The sequence below is a fragment of the Caulobacter sp. GW821-FHT10F06 genome, from assembly GCF_058809215.1.
In genome coordinates this window covers 113,121-132,552 of record NZ_JBXASK010000010.1, presented here as the reverse complement: position 1 = coordinate 132,552, position 19,432 = coordinate 113,121, and the positions used below count along the sequence as shown (strand labels likewise).

At 68.3% G+C, this 19,432-nt stretch carries 16 protein-coding genes; 9 read left to right on the top strand and 7 right to left on the bottom strand.

From position 1 onward, the window contains the following. Positions 1-55 precede the first annotated feature (55 nt). The 7 genes from AC1RUS_RS20730 to AC1RUS_RS20700 all read left to right on the top strand — a co-directional run bounded on the left by AC1RUS_RS20730 (position 56) and on the right by AC1RUS_RS20700 (position 7,206). The gene (locus AC1RUS_RS20730) at positions 56-2,449 is read left to right on the top strand and encodes an ATP-dependent helicase (protein WP_492918520.1); all 2,394 of its coding nucleotides are present in this window, start codon (positions 56-58) and stop codon (positions 2,447-2,449) included. Positions 2,450-2,519: 70 nt separating this feature from the next. Beyond that, positions 2,520-2,870 carry an ArsR/SmtB family transcription factor gene (locus AC1RUS_RS20725; RefSeq protein ID WP_492918518.1) on the top strand — a complete coding sequence of 117 codons (351 nt, stop codon included), beginning with the start codon at positions 2,520-2,522 and terminating at the stop codon, positions 2,868-2,870. Then, the gene (locus AC1RUS_RS20720) at positions 2,863-3,336 is read left to right on the top strand and encodes an SRPBCC family protein (RefSeq protein WP_492918516.1); all 474 of its coding nucleotides are present in this window, start codon (positions 2,863-2,865) and stop codon (positions 3,334-3,336) included. Before AC1RUS_RS20725 ends, AC1RUS_RS20720 begins: the two co-directional genes overlap by 8 nt. A 107-nt stretch (positions 3,337-3,443) precedes the next feature. Continuing rightward, positions 3,444-3,908 carry a hypothetical protein gene (locus AC1RUS_RS20715; protein ID WP_492918514.1) on the top strand — a complete coding sequence of 155 codons (465 nt, stop codon included), beginning with the start codon at positions 3,444-3,446 and terminating at the stop codon, positions 3,906-3,908. A gap of 73 nt (positions 3,909-3,981) precedes the next feature. Beyond that, positions 3,982-4,848 (top strand): 50S ribosomal protein L11 methyltransferase, encoded by an 867-nt coding sequence (locus AC1RUS_RS20710; protein WP_492918513.1) that lies wholly within the window; start codon positions 3,982-3,984, stop codon positions 4,846-4,848. A gap of 72 nt (positions 4,849-4,920) precedes the next feature. Beyond that, entirely contained in the window at positions 4,921-5,352 is a 432-nt protein-coding gene (locus AC1RUS_RS20705; protein ID WP_492918511.1) for a hypothetical protein, read from the top strand. Positions 5,353-5,394: 42 nt separating this feature from the next. After that, positions 5,395-7,206, top strand: coding sequence for an aminopeptidase P family protein (locus tag AC1RUS_RS20700; RefSeq protein ID WP_492918510.1), 1,812 nt, complete (start codon positions 5,395-5,397; stop codon positions 7,204-7,206). A 140-nt stretch (positions 7,207-7,346) separates the two neighbouring features. On the opposite strand, the gene AC1RUS_RS20695 is transcribed toward AC1RUS_RS20700, so the two are convergent. Together AC1RUS_RS20695 and ligA are read right to left on the bottom strand one after the other, a co-directional pair. Continuing rightward, positions 7,347-7,766 carry a DUF2147 domain-containing protein gene (locus tag AC1RUS_RS20695; protein ID WP_492918509.1) on the bottom strand — a complete coding sequence of 140 codons (420 nt, stop codon included), beginning with the start codon at positions 7,764-7,766 and terminating at the stop codon, positions 7,347-7,349. Between the two features lie 118 nt (positions 7,767-7,884). Further along, complete coding sequence (gene ligA / locus AC1RUS_RS20690) at positions 7,885-10,236, bottom strand: NAD-dependent DNA ligase LigA (protein ID WP_492918508.1); 2,352 nt, start codon at positions 10,234-10,236, stop codon at positions 7,885-7,887. 96 nt (positions 10,237-10,332) lie between these two features. Between ligA and AC1RUS_RS20685 the strand changes: the two genes are divergently transcribed. Continuing rightward, on the top strand, positions 10,333-11,517 hold the full coding sequence (locus tag AC1RUS_RS20685; RefSeq protein ID WP_492918507.1) for an acyltransferase family protein: 1,185 nt from the start codon (positions 10,333-10,335) through the stop codon (positions 11,515-11,517). A gap of 248 nt (positions 11,518-11,765) precedes the next feature. On the opposite strand, the gene recN is transcribed toward AC1RUS_RS20685, so the two are convergent. The 3 genes from recN to lpxC all read right to left on the bottom strand — a co-directional run bounded on the left by recN (position 11,766) and on the right by lpxC (position 15,475). Next, on the bottom strand, positions 11,766-13,463 hold the full coding sequence (gene recN, locus AC1RUS_RS20680) for a DNA repair protein RecN (protein WP_492918505.1): 1,698 nt from the start codon (positions 13,461-13,463) through the stop codon (positions 11,766-11,768). Positions 13,464-13,556: 93 nt separating this feature from the next. Beyond that, positions 13,557-14,474: an outer membrane protein assembly factor BamD gene (locus AC1RUS_RS20675; protein ID WP_492918503.1), complete on the bottom strand. Its 918-nt coding sequence runs from the start codon at positions 14,472-14,474 to the stop codon at positions 13,557-13,559. 104 nt (positions 14,475-14,578) lie between these two features. After that, on the bottom strand, positions 14,579-15,475 hold the full coding sequence (lpxC, locus tag AC1RUS_RS20670) for a UDP-3-O-acyl-N-acetylglucosamine deacetylase (protein WP_492918501.1): 897 nt from the start codon (positions 15,473-15,475) through the stop codon (positions 14,579-14,581). Positions 15,476-15,763: 288 nt separating this feature from the next. Between lpxC and AC1RUS_RS20665 the strand changes: the two genes are divergently transcribed. After that, on the top strand, positions 15,764-17,845 hold the full coding sequence (locus AC1RUS_RS20665) for a dipeptidyl-peptidase 5 (protein WP_492918500.1): 2,082 nt from the start codon (positions 15,764-15,766) through the stop codon (positions 17,843-17,845). Positions 17,846-17,980: 135 nt separating this feature from the next. On the opposite strand, the gene AC1RUS_RS20660 is transcribed toward AC1RUS_RS20665, so the two are convergent. Together AC1RUS_RS20660 and AC1RUS_RS20655 are read right to left on the bottom strand one after the other, a co-directional pair. After that, a complete protein-coding gene (locus AC1RUS_RS20660; protein WP_492918499.1) occupies positions 17,981-18,694 on the bottom strand; it encodes a squalene/phytoene synthase family protein in 714 nt (237 codons plus the stop codon). Positions 18,695-18,763: 69 nt separating this feature from the next. Further along, positions 18,764-19,378, bottom strand: a complete 615-nt coding sequence (locus AC1RUS_RS20655) for a urate hydroxylase PuuD (RefSeq protein ID WP_492918498.1) — start codon at positions 19,376-19,378, stop codon at positions 18,764-18,766. Between the last annotated feature and the right edge of the window lie 54 nt (positions 19,379-19,432).

Sequence of the window (19,432 nt, the reverse complement as noted above, 5' to 3'; positions counted from 1 at the left end):
CCATAATCACCGGGCGGGGGCTTAAGCCGGCCAGCCTTTGTGCTACATATGTTCCATGTCTTCAGGTTTCGACTCGCGTCCTCCACAGGACGATCTCCCCTCTCCGCGCATCTCCGACCTCGCCCGGCCCCAGGCTCCGGCCGGCGGCGCGCCCGGTTATCTGGAGGGTCTGAACCCAGAACAGAGGGCGGCGGTCGAGACCACCGAGGGTCCGGTCCTGGTCCTGGCCGGCGCCGGCACCGGCAAGACCCGCGTCCTGACCACCCGCCTGGCCCACATCCTGTCGACCGGCCGCGCCCGTCCGTGGGAAATGCTGGCCGTCACCTTCACCAACAAGGCCGCCCGCGAGATGCGCGAGCGGATCACCCACATCATCGGCCCCGAGGCCGAGGGCCTGCGGTGGCTGGGCACCTTCCACTCGGTGGCCGCCCAGATCCTGCGCCGCCACGCCGAGCTGGTGGGCCTGAAGTCCAGCTACACGATCATCGACACCGACGATCAGGAACGGCTGCTCAAACAGCTGATCGAGGCCGACAACATCGACGCCAAGCGGTGGACGCCCAAGATCCTGTCGGGCCTGATCGACCACTGGAAGAACCGCGGCTGGACGCCCGACCGCGTGCCCCCGGCCGAGGGCGCGGAATTCGCCAACGGCAAGGGCGCCAGCCTCTATCGCCAGTACCAGGAGCGGCTGCGCATCCTGAACGCCTGCGACTTCGGCGACCTGCTGCTGCACAACATCACCATCCTGACCAGCCATCCGGACGTGCTGGCCGAGTACCAGACGCGCTTCAAATATGTGATGGTCGACGAGTACCAGGACACCAACATCGCCCAGTATCTGTGGCTGCGCCTGCTGGCCCAGGGCCGGCAGAACGTTTGCTGCGTGGGCGACGACGACCAGTCGATCTATGGCTGGCGAGGGGCCGAGGTCGACAACATCCTGCGGTTCGAGCGCGACTTCCCGGGGGCCAAGGTCGTTCGGCTGGAGCGCAACTACCGCTCGACCGAGCACATCCTGGCCGCCGCCTCGGGCCTGATCACCGCCAACAAGGACCGCCTGGGCAAGACCCTGTGGACCGAGGAAGCCGGCGGCGAAAAGGTCAAGGTCAGCGGCGTCTGGGACGGCGAGGCCGAAAGCCGGATGATCGCCGACGCGATCGAGGCGGGCAAGCGCGCCGGCCGCAAGTACAGCCAGATGGCCATTCTGGTCCGCGCCAGCTTCCAGATGCGGGCCTTCGAAGAGCGCTTCGTGATGCTGCAGATCCCCTACAAGGTGGTCGGCGGCCCGCGCTTCTTCGAGCGCGCGGAAATTCGAGACGCCCACGCCTATCTGCGCCTGATCCAGTCGCCCGACGACGACCTGGCCTTCGAGCGCATCGTCAACACGCCCAAGCGCGGCATCGGCGACACCTCGGTGCAGAAACTGTTGCAGATCGCCCGGCTGGAAAGCCTGTCGGCGGTGGAGTCGGCCCGCGTGCTGGTCGGCAGCGACGAGCTTCCGGCCCGCACCCGCACGGCGCTCAGCAACTTCCTGCGCGATCTCGACCGCTGGCGGGCCCTGGCCCAGACCACCCCGCATCAGCGGGTGCTGGAGGCGGTGCTGGAGGAGAGCGGCTATACCGACGCGCTTCGTCTCGACAAGGGCCCCACCAGCCAGACGCGGCTGGAGAACCTGAAGGAGCTCGTCCAGTCGATGAGCGCCTTCGACACCCTGGAGGCCTATCTGGAGCACGTGTCGCTGGTCATGGACCTGGACAAGGGCGCCGGCGACGACGCGGTCTGGATCATGACCCTGCACTCGGCCAAGGGCCTGGAATTCCCGCTGGTCTTCCTGCCCGGCTGGGAAGAAGGCGTGTTCCCCAGCCAGCGCAGCATGGACGACAAGGGCACCAAGGGCCTCGAGGAAGAGCGCCGCCTGGCCTATGTCGGCATCACCCGGGCCCGCGAGGAGGCCCGCATCAGCTTCGTGGCCAACCGGCAGGTCTATGGCCGCTGGACCAGCCAGCTGCCCAGCCGCTTCGTCGACGAACTGCCCCTGGCCCACGTCGAGGCGGCGTCGGAGACCGGCTATTACGGCGGCGGCCCGGGCATGCAGCAGACGGCGGCCTCTCGCTGGGACGACGCGGGCCAGAGCTCGTTCGGCGGTTCCGGCTACGCCAGCCCCGGCTGGAAGCGGGCCCAGGACCGCATGGCCGGCGGCGGCAATTCGTGGAGCAATCCCCGCACCGGCGGCTCGGGCGCCCGCTCGGCCCCGATCGAGGGCGAAGGCCGGCTGGTGGCGGTGTCCGCGCCCTCCAAGGCCAGCGCCTACCAGCGCGGCGACCGGGTGTTCCACGTCAAGTTCGGCTATGGCAAGGTCACCAGCGTCGAGGGCAACAAGCTGTCGGTCGCCTTCGACAAGGCCGGCGACAAGAAGGTCATCGACAGCTTCGTCGAGAAGGCCTGAGACCCCGCACCCCAGATTCCGTCGTCACGCCCCTTGCGTCTCGTAAGCGCGCATGCCAACACTGAACCGAATGGTTCAGCATTATACAACCCGCCTCGACGTCTCCTTCGCCGCGCTGTCGGACGCCACCCGACGCGGCGTTCTGGAGCAGCTCGGACGCTCGGACGCCTCGATCACAGAGCTCGCCGACAGGTTCCACATGACCCTGACGGGCATGAAGAAGCACGTCGGCGTCCTGGAGCACGCCGGGTTCGTCACGACCGAGAAGGTCGGACGGGTGCGGACCTGCAGGCTCGGCTTCCGCAGGCTCGAGGAAGAAGCGGCCTGGATCGAAAGCTACCGCCAGCTCTGGGCCAGCCGCTTCGACGCCCTGGACCGGGTCGTCGAGGACTTGAAACGCAAGGAAAACAGCGATGACTAACCGCACGACCATCGAACGGAAGTCCGAGCGCGAGCTCGTCGTCACGCGTCTCTTCGACGGCCCGCCGCGCATCGTGTTCGAGGCCTGGACCAAGCCGGAGCTGATGAAGCTGTGGTGGGCGCCCAAGTCGTCGGGCGTGCCCCTGCTGTCGTGCGAGATGGATGTGCGCGTCGGGGGCCAGTACCGCCTCGCGTTCGGACAGGACGCCGCCTCGTCCTTCGCCTTCTTCGGCAAGTACCTCGAGGTGGACCCGCCCTCTTGCCTGGTCTGGACCAATGAAGAAAGCGAGGACGCCGCCGTCACCACGGTGACCTTCGAGGAGAAGGACGGCCAGACGCTGCTGACCCTGCACGAGCTCTATCCCACCAAGGAAGCGCTGGACGAGGCCATCGCCGGTATGGCCGACGGCATGCCCGAACAGTTCGAGCAACTGGACGCCCTGCTCGTCACGCTGACCAGCGCGTGACGGTCTCCTAGCCTGTAAGGCGTCGCCGGTCGGGCGGCGCCTTTCCCCTCGCGGCGATATTTCTTGACGACCGGCGAACGGAACCCGCCGCCGAACGCTATCTGTCCATGGAATTCTCGTGGACCACCTTGAAGACCTTCGCCCAAACCCGGCCCGTGATGTACGGCGCGCCGACGGCGGCCGCGCTGGGCGTCATCCTGGGCCTCGTGTTCCGGGTCGGCCCGCAGATCGCCGAGACCCGCGAGATGGAGCCGTTCAGCAGTGCGTCGATCGAGGAGACGGTCAATCCGATCTCCTGGCCCTCGGGCAAGGTCCCCGACTATGTGGTCGGCACCGACTTCATCGCCGCCACCCGGCTGCCCACGCCCGTCGTCGCCGACACCGGTTATTACGAGCCCGTCGCCTATCGCGAGCCCACGCCCCCGCCGGAGATCGCCGCCCCGGCTGCGCCGCCCCTCGTGATGGCCGCCCGCTCGACGACCGACGAGCCGCGCTGGGCCTCGGCGCGCGGCGACATCCTCGACGTCAGCCTGCCCGAAGACCGCGTCCCGGACACGCTTTCGCGGGACTGACCCCTCGCCCTCCCGTGCGCTTTCTGAAGCCTGAAGGCTCGCCTTTCGGCTCGGGGATGAGTACTGGAGCGGCATGACCGACTACACGCCCCAACAGATCGTCGCCCGCGGCGCCCGCGCCGACGCAGAAGCCGCCGCCGAAGCCATCGATTTCGACGTCGCTCTGGAAGGCGCCACCTACTCGATCCTGGAAGAGGACGAGGACAAGGGCGTCTGGCGGATCGACGCCTTCCCGACGACACAGGAAGAGTCCGACGGCATCAATCGCGTCCTGGCGGGCTTCAAGGTCAAGGTGACCACCGAGGTCCTGGCCGACGCCGACTGGCTGGCCATGGCGCTGTCGGGCCTGCCGCCGGTCAAGGCCGGCCGCTTCTTCGTCTATGGCATGCACGATCGCGGTCGCCTGCCGGCCAGCACGGTCAACCTGCGCATCGAGGCCGGCGCGGCCTTCGGCACGGGTCACCACGGCACCACCGTCGGCTGCCTGCAGGCCTATGACCGCCTGATCAAGGCGCGCAGCTTCAAGAAGGTGCTCGACGTCGGCGCCGGCACGGGTCTCTTGGCCATCGCCGCCGCCCGCACCGGCTCGAAGCTGGCCGTCGGCACCGACATCGACAAGCCCAGCGTGCGGATCGCCAAGGAAAACGCCCAGGTCAACCAGGCCAACGCCAAGTTCGTCCACGCCTCGGGCCTGGGGCACCGCCTGGTCGCCGACAACGCGCCCTACGACCTGGTGTTCGCCAACATCCTGGCCCGCCCCCTGATCAGCCTGGCCCAGGACATCAAGCGCGCCCTGGTCCCGGGCGGCACGGTGATCCTGTCGGGCCTGCTGCGCACCCAGGAGCGCATGGTCAAGGCGGCCTATCTGTCGCGCGGGTTCAAGGTTGTCAGCCGCATCCACCGGGACGCCTGGGCGACCCTGGTGCTGCAGCGCCCGTAAGCGCCGACCGGAACCTCACCGCGCAGGGCCACGTTTCCTGAACCGAGACCATCCGGTTCAAGGAGCAGACCCATGACCTATACCGATCCCGTCGATCCGCGCCCCGAACGCGTGGTCGAGGTGCGCCGCGAACCGTCGACGGCCGGCTGGGTGGCCGCCGGCGCCGTGGCGGTCGTGGCGATGATCGCCGTGGTGTTCCTGATCACCCATCAGACCGCGACGCCCACCCAGGACCAGATCGCCCAGGCGCAGGAACAGGGCCGCGCGGCCGGCGTCATCGAAGGCGCACAGTCCACCGTCGCCGCCAGCGCTCAGCAGGCCCAGTTCGCCGCCGAGAGCGCCGCGCGCCAGGCCGGCGACGCCGCCGACGCCGCCCGCCGCGAGACCGAGCGGACCGCCGCCAACGCCAACCAGGCCGCCCAGGACGCCGCCGCCCGTGTCGCGGCCAGCCCCGACAACAGCGCGCCCTCGCCCGACAGCCAGCCTGCGCCGCAGCCGCAATAATCATCCCCTTCCCAGGCTCGGGTCGGCGGATTACATCGAGGCATGCGTCAGACCTTCGATGAATCCACCGACCCGTCCTTCGGCCTCAAGCACGTTCCCCTGATCCGCGCCGCGATGGCGAAACAGGGTCTGGACGGCTTCCTCGTGCCGCACGAGGACGAGCATCAGAACGAGTACTTGCCCGCCGCCAACGACCGCCTGGCCTGGGCCAGCGGCTTCACCGGCAGCGCCGGGGCCGGCGTCATCATGATCGACCGCGCCGCTGTCTTCGTCGACGGCCGCTACACCCTGCAGGTGCGCGAGCAGGTCGATCAGGGCGTGTTCGAGATCCGCGACCTCGTTGAAGGCGGCGTGCCGGCCTATCTGGAAACCGCCAAGTCCGGCGCGGTGATCGGCTACGACGCCCGTCTGCACAGCCCGCAAGCCCTCGACAGCCTGAAGGCCGCCGCCGCCCGCGCTGGCGCCCAACTCAAAGCCGTCGCCGTCAATCCGCTCGACGAAGCCTGGGGCGCTGAACGTCCTGCCCAGCCCGCCGCCCCGATCGTGCCGCACCCCGTGCAATATGCTGGCGAGGACTCCGCCTCCAAGCGCGGCCGCGTCGGCGCCGGCCTGGCGAACCTGGGCGCGGACGCCGCCGTGATCACCGCGCCGTCGTCGATCGCCTGGCTGTTCAACGTGCGCGGCGGCGACGTCATCCGCTCGCCGCTGCCGCTGGCCCAGGCCATCGTCAACGCCGACGGCACGGCGCGGGTGTTCATCGATCCAGCGAAGGTCACCGAGGACCTGCCGGCCTGGCTGGGCAACCAGGTGTCGCTGGAAACCCCGGACGCCCTGGACGGCGCCCTGGCCGACCTGGCCGGCAAGGCCGTGCTGGTCGATCCCGGCCAGTCCTCGGCCTGGTACTTCGACACCCTGACGGCGGCCGGCGCCAAGGTCGTGCGCGGCATGGACCCCTGCACCATGCCGCGGGCCTGCAAGAACGAGGTCGAGCTCGACGGCACGCGCGAGGCCCACCGCCGCGATGGCGCCGCCTTGACCCGCTTCCTGCACTGGCTGGCCACCGAGGGTCAGGTCAATCCGCCGGACGAGAAGGAAGCCGTCGCCAAGCTGGAAGCCTTCCGCGAGGCCACAGGCGTCCTGAAGGACCTGAGCTTCGACACCATCGGCGCGGCCAACGGCCACGGCGCTCTGCCCCACTATCGCCCGACCGAGCGCAGCAACGAACGCGCCGCCCTGGGCTCGCTGCTGCTGGTCGACAGCGGCGGCCAGTATCTGGACGGCACCACCGACGTCACCCGCACGGTGGCCATCGGCGAGCCCTCGGCCGAGATGATCCAGCGCAACACCCTGGTGCTAAAGGGCCACCTGGCCATCGCCCGCCTGCGCTTCCCGGCCGGTACGACCGGCTCGGCCATCGACGCCTTCGCCCGCGCCGCGCTCTGGGCCCATGGGTTGGACTACGACCACGGCACCGGCCACGGCGTCGGCGTCTATCTGGGCGTCCACGAGGGCCCGCAGCGGATCAGCAAGGCGCCCAACACCATCGCCCTGCAGCCGGGGATGATCGTCTCCAACGAGCCCGGCTATTACAAGGACGGCGAATACGGCATCCGCATCGAGAACCTGGAAGTGGTCATGCCGGCCGTACCCATCGCCGGCGGTGACCGCCCGATGCACCGCTTCGAGGCCCTGACCCTGGCCCCGATCGACCGCCGCCTGATCGACAAGGCGCTGCTGTCCCCCGAGGAAGTGGCGCAGTTCGACGCCTATCACGCGCGGGTGCTGCGGGAGATCGGGCCTCGCGTCGAGCCGGATGTGCGGGACTGGATGGAACAAGTCTGCGCGCCGCTTTAGCTTGCGGCAGATCCTCCCCCTTTGGGGGAGGTGGCCCAGAGGGCCGGAGGGGGTCCTCTCCGGTCTACACCGTTGAGGACCCCCTCAGTCGCTCCGCGACAGCTCCCCCAAAGGGGGAGCATCTACCTCGCGTCGTCGAACTACTTCACCCGGTTCCAGACCTGCGTCTTGCACAGCGGCGCGACGATGCAGCCCTTCAGCTTCAGCTGGTTGTCGTTGAGCATCTCGATCGTGCCCGAATAGGTGCCGCCGTCGTCGGGGTTGTAGACCTTGCCGCCGGTCCACTTGGTCGGCCCGCCGGTGAAGTCGTACAGCATCTGCAGGTTCTTCAAGGTGCGGCCGCGCTGGGCCTTGTCCTTGTTCTTGACGTCCTTGAGGCCGGCGTCGGCCTTGATGTGCTCGGACGTCACCAGCTTGCCGCACAGGCTGTTGCCGCAGCGGCCGATCTCGACCTGGCCGCCATTGGTCGGCGTGGCCCACAGGCCGGTGACGTCGGCGGCGAAGGCCGGGCTGGCCAGGGCCGCGAGGGCGGCGGCGGCGATCAGGGTGGTGCGGAACATACTCAAAACTCCCTAGGTGTCGCGGTTCGAATGCGCGTTTGAACGGACCGTTGCGCGATCCGTTCACCAACGGCAAGTCTCGCGGCGAAATCAGGGCGAGATCTTCGAATTCGGCGCCCTAGCCAGCCACCATCGCCAGCCATTCGTCCTCGGTCTTGGTCGCGATGCCCAGCTCATTAGCGGTCTTCAGCTTCGAACCTGCGCCCGGGCCATAGACCACCAGGTCGGTCTTCTTCGACACCGACGACGCCACCTTGGCGCCCAGCGCCTCGGCCTGGGCCTTGGCCTCGTCGCGGGTCATCTTCTCCAGCGCACCGGTGAAGACGACGGTCTTGCCGGCCACGGCGGTGTCGGTCTTGGGCTTGGCCACGGCCTCGATTTTGAGTTCATCAACGAGGTTTTTGACCTTCTCGCGATTGTGGTCCTCGCTGAAGAACCGGGCCAGGGACTGGGCCGCCACCGGCCCCACCCCGTCGATGGCGGCCAGATGCAGATAATCCTCGCCCGGCGCGCCGTTGGCGGCTTCGGCCAGGGCCTGGGCGAAGGCATCCCAGCTATCATACCGCTGGGCCAGAGCGGCCTTTGCCGGCTTGGTCAGCTTGGGAACAGCGTGGCCGATCTTGACCTCAAGATTGTCGGCCTCGGGCCAAGGGTCAGCCTTCAGACCGCCCTTCCCCACCTCGACCAGCAGGTCCAACGCCTTGGGCCCGACGCCGGGCGCGGTGGACAGCTCCAGATAGGTCGGTGTGGGCAGGCCCTTGGCGGCGGCTTCCGAAGCGGCCTGCAAGTCCTCAAAGCGGTCGAAGTGACGGGCCAGAACGGTCGAGGTGGTCTCGCCGATGTCGCGCATGCCCAGGCCGTAGATCACCCGGTCGAGGCCGATGGTGCGCCGCGCCTCGATGCCCTTGATCAGATTGGTGACCGAGGTCTCGCCATAGCCGTCGCGCTCGCGCAGCGCCGTCAGCTTCTCTTCGTCCTTGGCCAGGCGGAAGATGTCGGCCGGCTCCTTGATCCAGCCCTCGTCGAAGAAGGCCTGCAGTTGCTTTTCGCCCAGGCCCTCGATGTCGAAGGCGCGGCGGGAGACGAAATGGCGCAGGTGCTCGACGCGCTGGAACGGACAGGCGAACTCGCCGGTGCAGCGGCGCACGACGGACTCCGTCCCCGAGGCGTTGGTCTCGCGCGCCAACTCGGTCTTCAGCGGACACGGGCAGACGTGGGGGAACTCATAGGGCGGCGGCGCGGGATCGGACCGGGCCTCCAGCGCCACCTCGACGATCTGCGGGATCACGTCGCCGGCCCGCTGGATCACGACTGTGTCGCCAATCCGCACGTCGAGGCGGGCGATCTCGTCGCCATTGTGCAGGGTGGCGTTGGTCACCGACACACCGCCGACCGTGACTGGCTTTAGCCGCGCCACCGGCGTGATCGCGCCGGTGCGGCCGACCTGCAGGTCGATGGCTTCCAGGATCGTGCGGGCCTTCTGGGCCGGGAACTTGCGGGCGATGGCCCAGCGTGGCGAGCGCGAGACGAAGCCCAGGCGCTTCTGCAGGTCCAGGCCGTCGACCTTGTAGACCACGCCGTCGATGTCGAAGCCCAGCTTGGGCCGCAACTCCTCGAACTCGGCATAGACGTCCAGCAGGCCTTGGGCGTTCTCGACGCGCTTGGCCGGCGGGGCCGTCGTGACGAAACCCCACTCTTCAAGCTTGGCCAGAGCTTCCCACTGACCGTCGGCGAAGCTGTCGCTGACCAGGCCCCAGGCATAGCCGAAGAACCGCAGCGGCCGCTGGGCGCTGATCTTCGGATCGATCTGGCGTAACGAGCCGGCGGCGAAGTTGCGGGGGTTGGCGTAGGTGCGCTGGCCGGCCTCTTCCGCGGCCGCGTTGAACGCCGCGAAGGCGGCCAGTTCGACATAGACCTCGCCGCGCACCTCGATCACGTCGGGCCAGCCCGAGCCTTTCAGGCGATGGGGGATGTCGGCGATGGTGCGCAGGTTGGCGGTGACGTCCTCGCCGATCTTGCCGTCGCCCCGCGTCGCGCCCTGGACGAACACGCCCTTCTCGTAGCGCAGCGAGGCCGACAGCCCGTCGATCTTCGGCTCTGCCGTATAGGCCAGCGGCTCGTCGGCCGGCAGGCGCAGGAACCGCCGCACGCGGGCGTCGAACTCGGTGGCCTCGTCGTTGGAGAAGGCGTTGTCGAGGCTCAGCATCGGCACGCCGTGCTCGACCGGCGAGAACTGCTCGGACCGCGCCGCGCCCACCTTCAGCGACGGCGAGTTGTCGCGGATCAGGTGCGGGAACCGGGCCTCGATGTCGAGGTTGCGGCGCTTGAGGGCGTCGTACTCGGCGTCGGTGATCGTGGGGGCGTCCTGCTGGTGATAGCGCAGGTCGTGGGCGGCCAGCGCATCGGCCAGGGCGGCCAGTTCGTCGGCGGCTTCGGCTTCGGACAGGTCGGCGACGGCGGTCAGGGTCACGGGCGAATCCGGCTGCGGAAGATCAGGCTTGGGTTTTAGCAAAACGCGCGGATTGGCGCGCGGCTTGCTGCCGCTCCGCGTGAAACGGAGATCCGCATGCCGAGCGCCGCCAAACCGTGCCGCAATGGACCACGTGAGCTGTCACGCGGCGGGCCGCTGGACGCCCTGCGCTTCTTCGCGGCCTTCTTCATGGTGATCTATCACTATGGCGAGCAGGCGCCGGTCAGCCTGTTCTCGCTCCATCCGGCGCTGGCGCGCGGCTACCTGACCACCGACTTCTTCCTGATGCTGTCGGGCTATGTGCTGGGCCGGGCCTATGGCGACCGCGTCGCCAATCGCCAAGTCGGCGACCGGGAATTCCTGCTCAAGCGCGTCGCCCGGATCTGGCCGGCGCACCTAGTGATGCTGAGCGGCTTCGTCGTTCTGATCCTGGCCACCAGCCTGGTCGGCGTCGCGCCGCAGAACCCGCAGTGGTTCCAGTGGTCGCAATTGCCGGCACAGCTGTTCCTGGTGCAAGCCTGGGGCTTCGACGGTCCGTCCGGCTGGAACACCCCGACCTGGACCCTGTCGGCCCTGATCTTCTGCTACGCCGCCTTCCCGCTGCTGTGGCGCGCCTTCGCCCGCATCCGCTCGCCGTGGATCGCCCTGGCCGTCGGCCTTGCGATCTTCGCGGCCGTTGACGCCGCCTCCCGCGTCCTGCTGGGCGAGGCCTCGTACCACCTGACGCTGAAGTACGGCATCGTCCGCGCCCTGCCGCTGTTCCTGGTCGGCGCCCTGATTGCCCGCGTGGGCTGTGAAGTCGCGGTCGGCCCTCGCACGGCGGACCTGCTCGGCGCAGCCGCCATCGTCGGGATCGTGGGCCTGAACCTGGTCGGCTCGTTCGACCATAGCAGCCTGACTTTGCTGGGCCTGCTGATCTTCGCGGCCGGCGCCTCGGCGAGGAAGGGCTGGGCCTGGGCCCAGACGGCCGGGAAGCTGGCCTTCTCGCTCTACCTGACCAACCAGTTCGTCAGCGTCACCTGGTTCGGCGCCCAGCACATGGCCGCCGGCAAGCTGGGCCTGGGCGAGCCCGCCCTGTGGCTGACCTGGGCCTTGGCCTTCCCGGTCGCCGTGACCTTCGCGGCCCTGTTCGAGCGGTTGGTGGACGCGCCGTTGCAAAGGTGGGTGAAGCCGCGGGCCAGCCTCGTCGGCTTGAAGGCGCTGTCCGCCACCAATCCTGCCATGTGGGCCACGCGTCGGATTCGCCCCAGACCCGACGTGCCAGGAACCCCTCTCTCATAGAGAGAGGGAGGGGCCCGCCGCGCAGCGGTGGGAGGGTGAGAGGCTTCACCCTTGGCGTAGAAACCTCAGGTCTCTGCGGCGCGCCCCACAAGTTTTCGCAATGGATGGGGCTCGAAATACCCGCTCTCTTCGGCGGTGCTCCGTTCGGAAAGTTTGCAACCTCTCACCCTCCCACGCGACGCGTGGGCCCCTCCCTCTCTCTATGAGAGAGGGGTTCCGTGGTCCGTTTATGGGAATGGCGGAAGAGGCTAGCCGATCAGCTCGCGGGCGGCGGCGCGCGCGGCCTCGGTGATCTCGGCGCCGGACAACATGCGGGCGATCTCTTCCTCGCGCTGGGCTGTCGATAGAGGCTCGACCTTGGTGCGGGTCGACTGGTCGTCGCCGGACTTGGAGATCCGCCAGTGGGCGTCGCCGCGCGCGGCGACCTGGGCCGAGTGGGTCACCACCAGGACCTGGGCGTTCTCGGCCAGGCGCTTGAGGCGCAGGCCGACGGCGTCGGCCACGGCCCCGCCGACGCCCTGGTCGACCTCGTCGAAGATCATCAGCGGCTGCGGCCCCGCGCCGCGTCCGGCCAGGGCCGCCTTCAGCGCCAGGGCGAAGCGGGCCAGTTCGCCGCCCGAGGCGATGGCCTCCATCGGTCCGAACGGCGCGCCGGGATTGGTCGAGATCTCGAAGGCGACGCGGTCCATGCCCGTGGGGCCGGCGCGGTCCTCGGCCAGGGGCTCGACGGCGACCCGGAACCTGGCCTTTTCCAGCTTCAGCGGCGTCAGTTCGGCCTCGACCGCCTGAGCCAGCCGGTCGCCGGCGGCGCGGCGCTCGGCAGTCAGGGCTTCGGCGGCGTAGAGATAGCCGTCGCGGGCCGAGGCGGCCTCTTCCTCGGCGGCCTTCAGGGCCTCGCCCGACGTCTCGATGGCCTGCAGCCGCGCGGCGAACTCGGCGCGGACGGACGGCAGGTTCTCGGTGGCGACGTTCAGCTTACGGGCCATGGCGCGCAGGGCGAACAGGCGCTCCTCGGTCTTTTCCAGACGGTCGGGTTCGAACTCGAAGGTCTCGGCGACCGCGTCAATGGCGGCGCTGGCCTCCTGAGCCTCGACCAGGGCGCGGTCGACCGCTTCGCAGGCCGCGCTGAGCCGGGTCATGGCCGCGCCGTCGGCGGGAGCCCCCGCGTGCAGGGCGCGCTCGCGGGCCCGTTCCAGGGCGCGGAAGGCCTGGGCCAGCTTGCCCGACAGGGCGTCGCCGCCCAGGGCGTCCTGAGCAGAGGCGATGTCGGCCAGGGCCTTCTCGGCCGAGCCCAGCAGGGCTCGCTCCTCGGCCAGGGCGGTTTCTTCACCGTCGCGCGGATCCAGGCGATCCAGTTCCGACAGGCGGAGGGTCAGTTCCTCGGTCTCGGCGGCGGCGCGGTCAGCGAGGTCGCGCAGGGCCTCGGCCTTCTCGCGCGCGGCGCGCCAGCCGCTCCAGGCCGAGGCGACGGCCGAGACGGCGACGCCGCCGAAGGCGTCCAGCAGCGAACGGTGCGTGCGAGGGTCCAGCAGGCCGACGGTCTCGTGCTGGCCATGCACCTCGAGCAGCAGGCCGCCCAGGTCCTTGAGCACGCCGACGCTGGTGGCCTGGTCGTTGACGAAGGCTCTGGAGCGGCCGTCGGGCGACAGCTGGCGACGCAGGACCAGATCCTCGTCGCGCTGATAGTCCAGGCCCTTGTCGTCAAGATAGGCGAAGGCGGGGTGGTCGGCCGGCAGGGCGAAGATCGCCGTGGCCGAGGCGTGACCCGCCGCCCCGCGCCGGACCAGGCCGGCGTCGGCGCGCGCGCCCGTGGCCAGGCCCAGGGCGTCAAGGATGATGGACTTGCCGGCCCCGGTTTCACCGGTGAGCGCCGTCAGGCCCTGGCCGATGGCCAGGTCCAGGCTCTCGATAAGCACGACGTCGCGGATGGAGAGGCCGATCAGCATGGAAAGCAGAATCGCCCAGAATCACCGTTTCTCAAAGCCTATAGAGAAACAGATGTTCCGGATGCGTTCCGGGCAAGCCGGAACGCGCTCCGACTACATGCCCAGGATGCCTCGGATGCCGCCCTTCTTGGCCGGCTTGGCGCCGGGAGGGGCCAGGGTGGCGCTCTTATCGTGCACCAGGCGGTCGAAGAGGTTCTTCTTGGCGCCGGGGGTCAGCGGCTCGACGGCGGGTTTGAGGCCTTGGTCATTGAGCAGCTTGTAGGCGTCCGAGTACCAGCGATCGCCCGGGAAGTTGTAGCCGAGGACGGCGCCGTTGCGCTTGGCTTCCTCGGTCAGGCCCAGGGTCAGATAGGCCTCGACCAGGCGGAACAGCGCTTCGGGCGTGTGTGAGGTGGTCTGGTGACGATCGACCACGGTCTTGAAGCGGCCGATGGCGGCCAGGGTCTGGCCCTGGCGCAGGTAGTAACGGCCGATGGCCATTTCCTTGCCGGCCAGCTGGTCGTTGACCATGTCGATCTTCAGGCGCGCGTCCTGCGAATATTCGCTGTTGGGATAGCGCTGGACGACGTCGCGCAGGGCGGCGAGCGCCTGCTCGGTGGCGGCCTGGTCGCGGTTGACGTCGACGATCTGCTCGAAATAGCAGACGGCCTTCAGGTAGTAGGCGTACGAGGCCGAGGGATTGCCCGGGTACAGCGAGATGAAGCGGTCGGCGTCGCCGATGGCGTCAGCGTACTGGTTGCCCTGGTAGTGGGCGAAGCCGGTCATCAGGATCGAGCGGCGCGACCATTCCGAATAGGGGTGCTGGCGCTCGACTTCGCGGAAATAGTCGACGGCCTCGTTCCAGTTTCCGCGGTCCAGACGGTCCGCGCCGGTGGAGTAGAGCAGCTCGACGGGGCGCTCTTCATAGGCCAGGGTCGGCTTCTTGGGCTTGCCCGCGCAGCCGGTCATCGTCACGGCAATAAGCAGGGCGGCGACAGTAGCGGCCGAACGTCCCGGGAATTTAAGCAGCACGGAGTCTCACCCTCGAAGCAAACGCGCGCCCCCAGCGCCGTGCAAGGCTTCTACACCACGCCGCTTTGGGCGCAAATGCGAAGGCTCGCGACGACAGTCGCGCTTTAGACGGCCTCGGCTAGTTCCGGCGCATGGGTGCGCAGGCGCCAAGCGCGCGGCTGGGCCAGCAACGCTCTAACCACGGCGTTATTGAGGCCGTGGCCGGCCAGCACGCCTTCGAAGCGGCCGATGATCGGCGCGCCCAGCACATAGAGGTCGCCGACGGCGTCCAGCGCCTTGTGACGCACGAATTCGTCGGGACGGCGCAGACCTTCGGGATTGAGCACCCGGTCGCCGTCGATGACGACCGCGTTCTCCATCGAACCGCCGCGGGCCAGACCGATGGCGCGCAGGGCCTCCACGTCGCGGACGAAGCCGAAGGTGCGGCAGTCGGACAGTTCGGCGCGGAACGATTCTTCGTCGACCGTCAGATCGACGCGCTGGCGGCCGATGGCCTTGCTGCCGAACGCGATCTCGAAGGCGACCTCGAAGCGGTCCGACGGGCTCAGGCTGGCGAACTTGTCGCCCTCTTCCACCAGGACCGGCTCCAGGATCTCGATATATTGGCGGGCGGCTTCCTGCTTGCGACGGCCGGCGCGATCGAGGATGCGCACGAAGGGCTCGGACGAGCCGTCCATGATGGGAACCTCGGGGCCGTCCAGCTCGACGACGCAGTTGTCGATCGACAGCGCGGCCAGGGCCGCCATCAGGTGCTCGATGGTCGAGACGCGCACGTCGGCGGCGTTGTTGATGACGGTGCCCAGCTGGGTCTGGCAGACCGCCTCGGCCTTCACGGCGACGCGGTTGTCACGGTCATGGACGTCGGTCCGCACGAAGACGATCCCGCTGTCGATCGGCGCCGGGCGCACGGCGACGCGCACGTGCTCGCCCGTGTGCAGGCCAATCCCCGCGAAGATCACCGGTCCTGCGACCGTGTGCTGAAAATAAGCCGAAGCCGACACTCGAGACCCTTATCGTTCTACTCAGGAAGCGGTTCTTCGACCGCCCTACGCCCCAGGTACCATTTAGGGACTATGCCGCGCTGCGGCAAAGCAACACGTGTTTCGGATTGTTACCCACTCAAGCCGTTGTAATCGCGTTGCTTTTTTGACATTTTTCCGACACGAAAATGCAACCGTCGCTCATCGATCCGCGTTCGGAATCTTCTGCCCTCAGCTCTGGTGTAGCGCGCAAGCGGCGTTTAGGCTCCCGGCCCTCAAGGGACCAACGCCACCGGGAATTTGCGTTTCATGATCAAGACCTTGCGCCTCGCCGTTTCGGCGCTCGCCCTGTCGGCCGCCTTCACCGGCATGGCCGCCGCGCAGACTCACGTGTTCACCGCCAAGGACATGGCCAGCCTGGAGCGCCTGAGCGATCCGCGCGTCTCGCCGGACGGCGCCTGGGTGCTCTACGACGTGCGGACGGTGAACTTCATCGCCAACAAGAGCGCCCACGAGCTGTGGATCGCCGACGCCAAGGGCAAGACGCCGCCGCGCAAGCTCGCGGTCTCGGCGGGCGGCGTCGGTTCGGCGCGCTGGTCGGCCGACGGCAAGTCGATCTACTTCGTCTCCGGCCGCAGCGGCGGCGTCGACCAGGTGTTCCGCACCGACGTGGCGGGCGAGATCGCCGTGCAGGTGACGTCGATGCCGTTCGACGTCGGCGCCTACAGGGTGGCTCCGGACGGCAGGACCGTGGTGGTCAGCCAGACGGTGTTCCCCGACTGTCCAGACCTGGGCTGCACCGCCGCCCGACTGGAGGCCCGTAAGGCCCAGAAGAACACCGGCGTCGTCCATGACCGCCTGTTCGTCAGCCACTGGGACACCTGGGCCGACGGCACGCAGAACCACCTTTACGCGGTGAAGCTGGATGACAAGGGTGTAGCCACGGGCGCGCCGATCTCCCTGATGCAGGGCTTCGACGGCGACTCGCCGACCAAGCCGTTCGGCGGCGACGACGACTTCGCCATCACGCCTGACAGCAAGTTCGCCGCCTTCTCGGCCAAGGTCGCCGGCAAGGACGAATCCTGGACCACCAATTTCGACCTCTGGCTTGCCCCGCTGGACGGCTCGGCCAAGGTCCAGAACATGACCGCCGCCAACAAGGCCTGGGACACCGCGCCGGTGTTCTCGCCGACCGGCAAGCTGTCGGCCTACAGGGCCACGAAGCGCCCGGGCTTCGAGGCCGACCGCTTCGGGATCATCCTGCACGACGACGCCACCGGCGAGACCCGCGAACTGGCCCCGACCTGGGACCGCTCGGCCGACGCCATCGCCTTCAGCAAGGACGGCAAGTCGATCTACGCCCTGGCCGGCGACGTGGGTCAGGTGAAGCTCTTCTCGATCGACATCAAGACCAGCAAGGTCACCGCCCTGACCGGCGAGGGCCACGTCACCGCCTTCGACGTCGGTCCCAAGGACATCGTCTACACCGCCGACAGCCTGAAAGGCCCGGCCCAGCTGTTCTCGGTCCCCGCCAAGGGCGGCAAGCCCACCGCGCTGAGCCAGATCAACGCCGAAGCCCTCAAGGACGTCGCCTGGGGCGAGCCAGAGCAGTTCAGCTTCCCCGGCTGGAACGGCGAGACCGTGCACGGCTACGTGGTCAAGCCGGCCAGGTTCGACCCGGCCAAGAAATATCCGGTGGCCTTCATCATCCATGGCGGCCCGCAGAGTTCGCTGGCCAACAGCTGGTCCTATCGCTGGAACCCGCAGGTCTACGCCAACGCCGGCTACGCCGTGGTGATGATCGATTTCCACGGCTCCACCGGCTACGGCCAGGGCTTCACCGACGCCATCAGCCAGCACTGGGGCGACCGGCCGCTGGAAGACCTGCAGAAGGGCTGGGCCTTCGCGACCGGCAAGTACGGCTTCCTGGACGCCGATCGGGCCTGCGCCCTGGGCGCCTCGTACGGCGGCTACATGATCAACTGGATCGCTGGCAACTGGAACACGCCCTGGAAGTGCCTGGTCAATCACGACGGCGTCTTCGACCAGCGCGGCATGGGCTATGCGACCGAGGAGCTGTGGTTCAGCGACTGGGAGAACGGCGGTGCCTTCTACGACAAGCCGGAGAACTATGAGCAGTTCAACCCGGTCAATCACGTCAAGTCATGGACCAAGCCGATGCTGGTGGTCCACGGCGGCAAGGACTTCCGCATCCCACTGGCACAGGGCCTGGGCACGTTCACCGCCCTGCAGCGCCAGGGGATCGACAGCAAATTCCTCTATTTCCCCGACGAGAACCACTGGGTGCTGAAGCCGCAGAACTCGGTGCAGTGGCATACCGAGGTGCTGGAGTGGCTGGACAAGTATACGGCGGCGAAGAAGGCGCAGTAGGACCGGTCAACTCGCCCCCTCCGGGCCTGCGGCCCTCCTCCCCCATAGGGGGAAGACGAGGTCGACGCATTTCATCTTCCCCCTGTGAGGGAAGACGATCGCGAAGCGATCCGTAGGGGGCAAGTCGCCCGAAGGTTAGAACAGGCCCGTCGCCACCGACCAGGTGAGGCGGGCCTTCTTTTCGAGTTCGCTGAGATCGCGCCCCTTGGCGTAGGCGCTGGCCAGGGCCACGGGCGCGACGGCCGGGAACGCCGCCACGGGCAGGGTCTTGAGCTCGATCCGCGCCGCCTTCAGCTGACCCTCGACCCGCCGCGCGACATCAGCCTGGGTCCAGGCCTCTGGCAGTCTTGAGCGTCCCGCCTGCTTCAACCGCCACAGCCCCGCCAGGCCATAGGCCCGCGCCGCGCCCTTGACGGCGTGTGGGTCGGCCGAGGCGTCGAGCCGCCGCGCCGCCAGCACCGCCAGGGCCCCAGCGGTGGCGTCGACATAGGCCAGCACCCTGCCCTCGTCCTGCGGCGGCGCGTCGTCCAGATCGGCGAAGCGGGCCTCGGCCATGGCGGCCAAGGCCAGCGGATCGACGCCCGAAGCGGCGATGGCCTCGACATTGGGATGCTTGCGCGGGGGCTTGCCGGCCGCGATCTCTTCCATGGCCTCGCGCCACCAGGTCAGGCGGATCTCGCCCATCAGGGCGTTGGACACCCCGCCGGCCACCCGGGCCAGCTCGTAGTTGAAGGCGTAGAGCGCGATCACGTCGGCCCGCGCCGCCAGGTCGCCGATGAAGCGGCTGGCCAGCCAGCGGTCGGGATCGACGCGCCGGACGAGGTCTTCGAGGGTTTCGGTGTCGGCCATGGTCTTCAAACGAAAGAGGGCCCGCCGATTCCTCGACGGGCCCTCCCCTTACACGATTTTCGCCGGCGGTTAGCCGAACAGCGTCTGGTACATCGCCATGGTGGCCAGCATCGGGATGCTGAGCAGCGTGTTGATGCGGCTGAACAGCATGGCCATCTTGGCCGCCTTGGCCTTGGCGTCGGCATCGACCTCGATGATGCCCAGGGCGCGCTTCTGGTTCGGCCAGATCACGCCCCAGACGTTCAGGAACATGATCGTCGCCAGCCACATGCCCAGGCCGATGAAGGTGAAGCCCATGTCGACGCCGCGCTCGTAGCCGCCCCAGAAGCCCAGGGTGGCCGCCTCGCCCAGATAGCCGCGGCTGAAGGCCAGGACCACGCCCATCAGCCAGGTGGCCAGGGCCGCCCAGCGGAACCAGAACAGCGCCTCGGGCGCGATGTACTTGGAGACGGCCGGCTTCAGCTCGGCCGGGATCTGCGGCATCACGCGGATCTGCACGAAGTTGAAGTAGTACAGCAGGCCGATCCACAGGATGCCGAAGAACACGTGCAGCCAGCGGAACACCGCCTGGAAATAGGCGCTGTCGAAGCCGTGCGGGCTGTGCCCGAAGCCAAAGACGATCACCAGCGCCAGCGCGCAGCTGAGGATGAACGTATTGCGGAAATTGGAAAGCAGCCCGACCATTTCAGCCCCCTGAAGCTTAAGTCTTTGACCGAGCTATAGGCCTGTTCAGGGAGT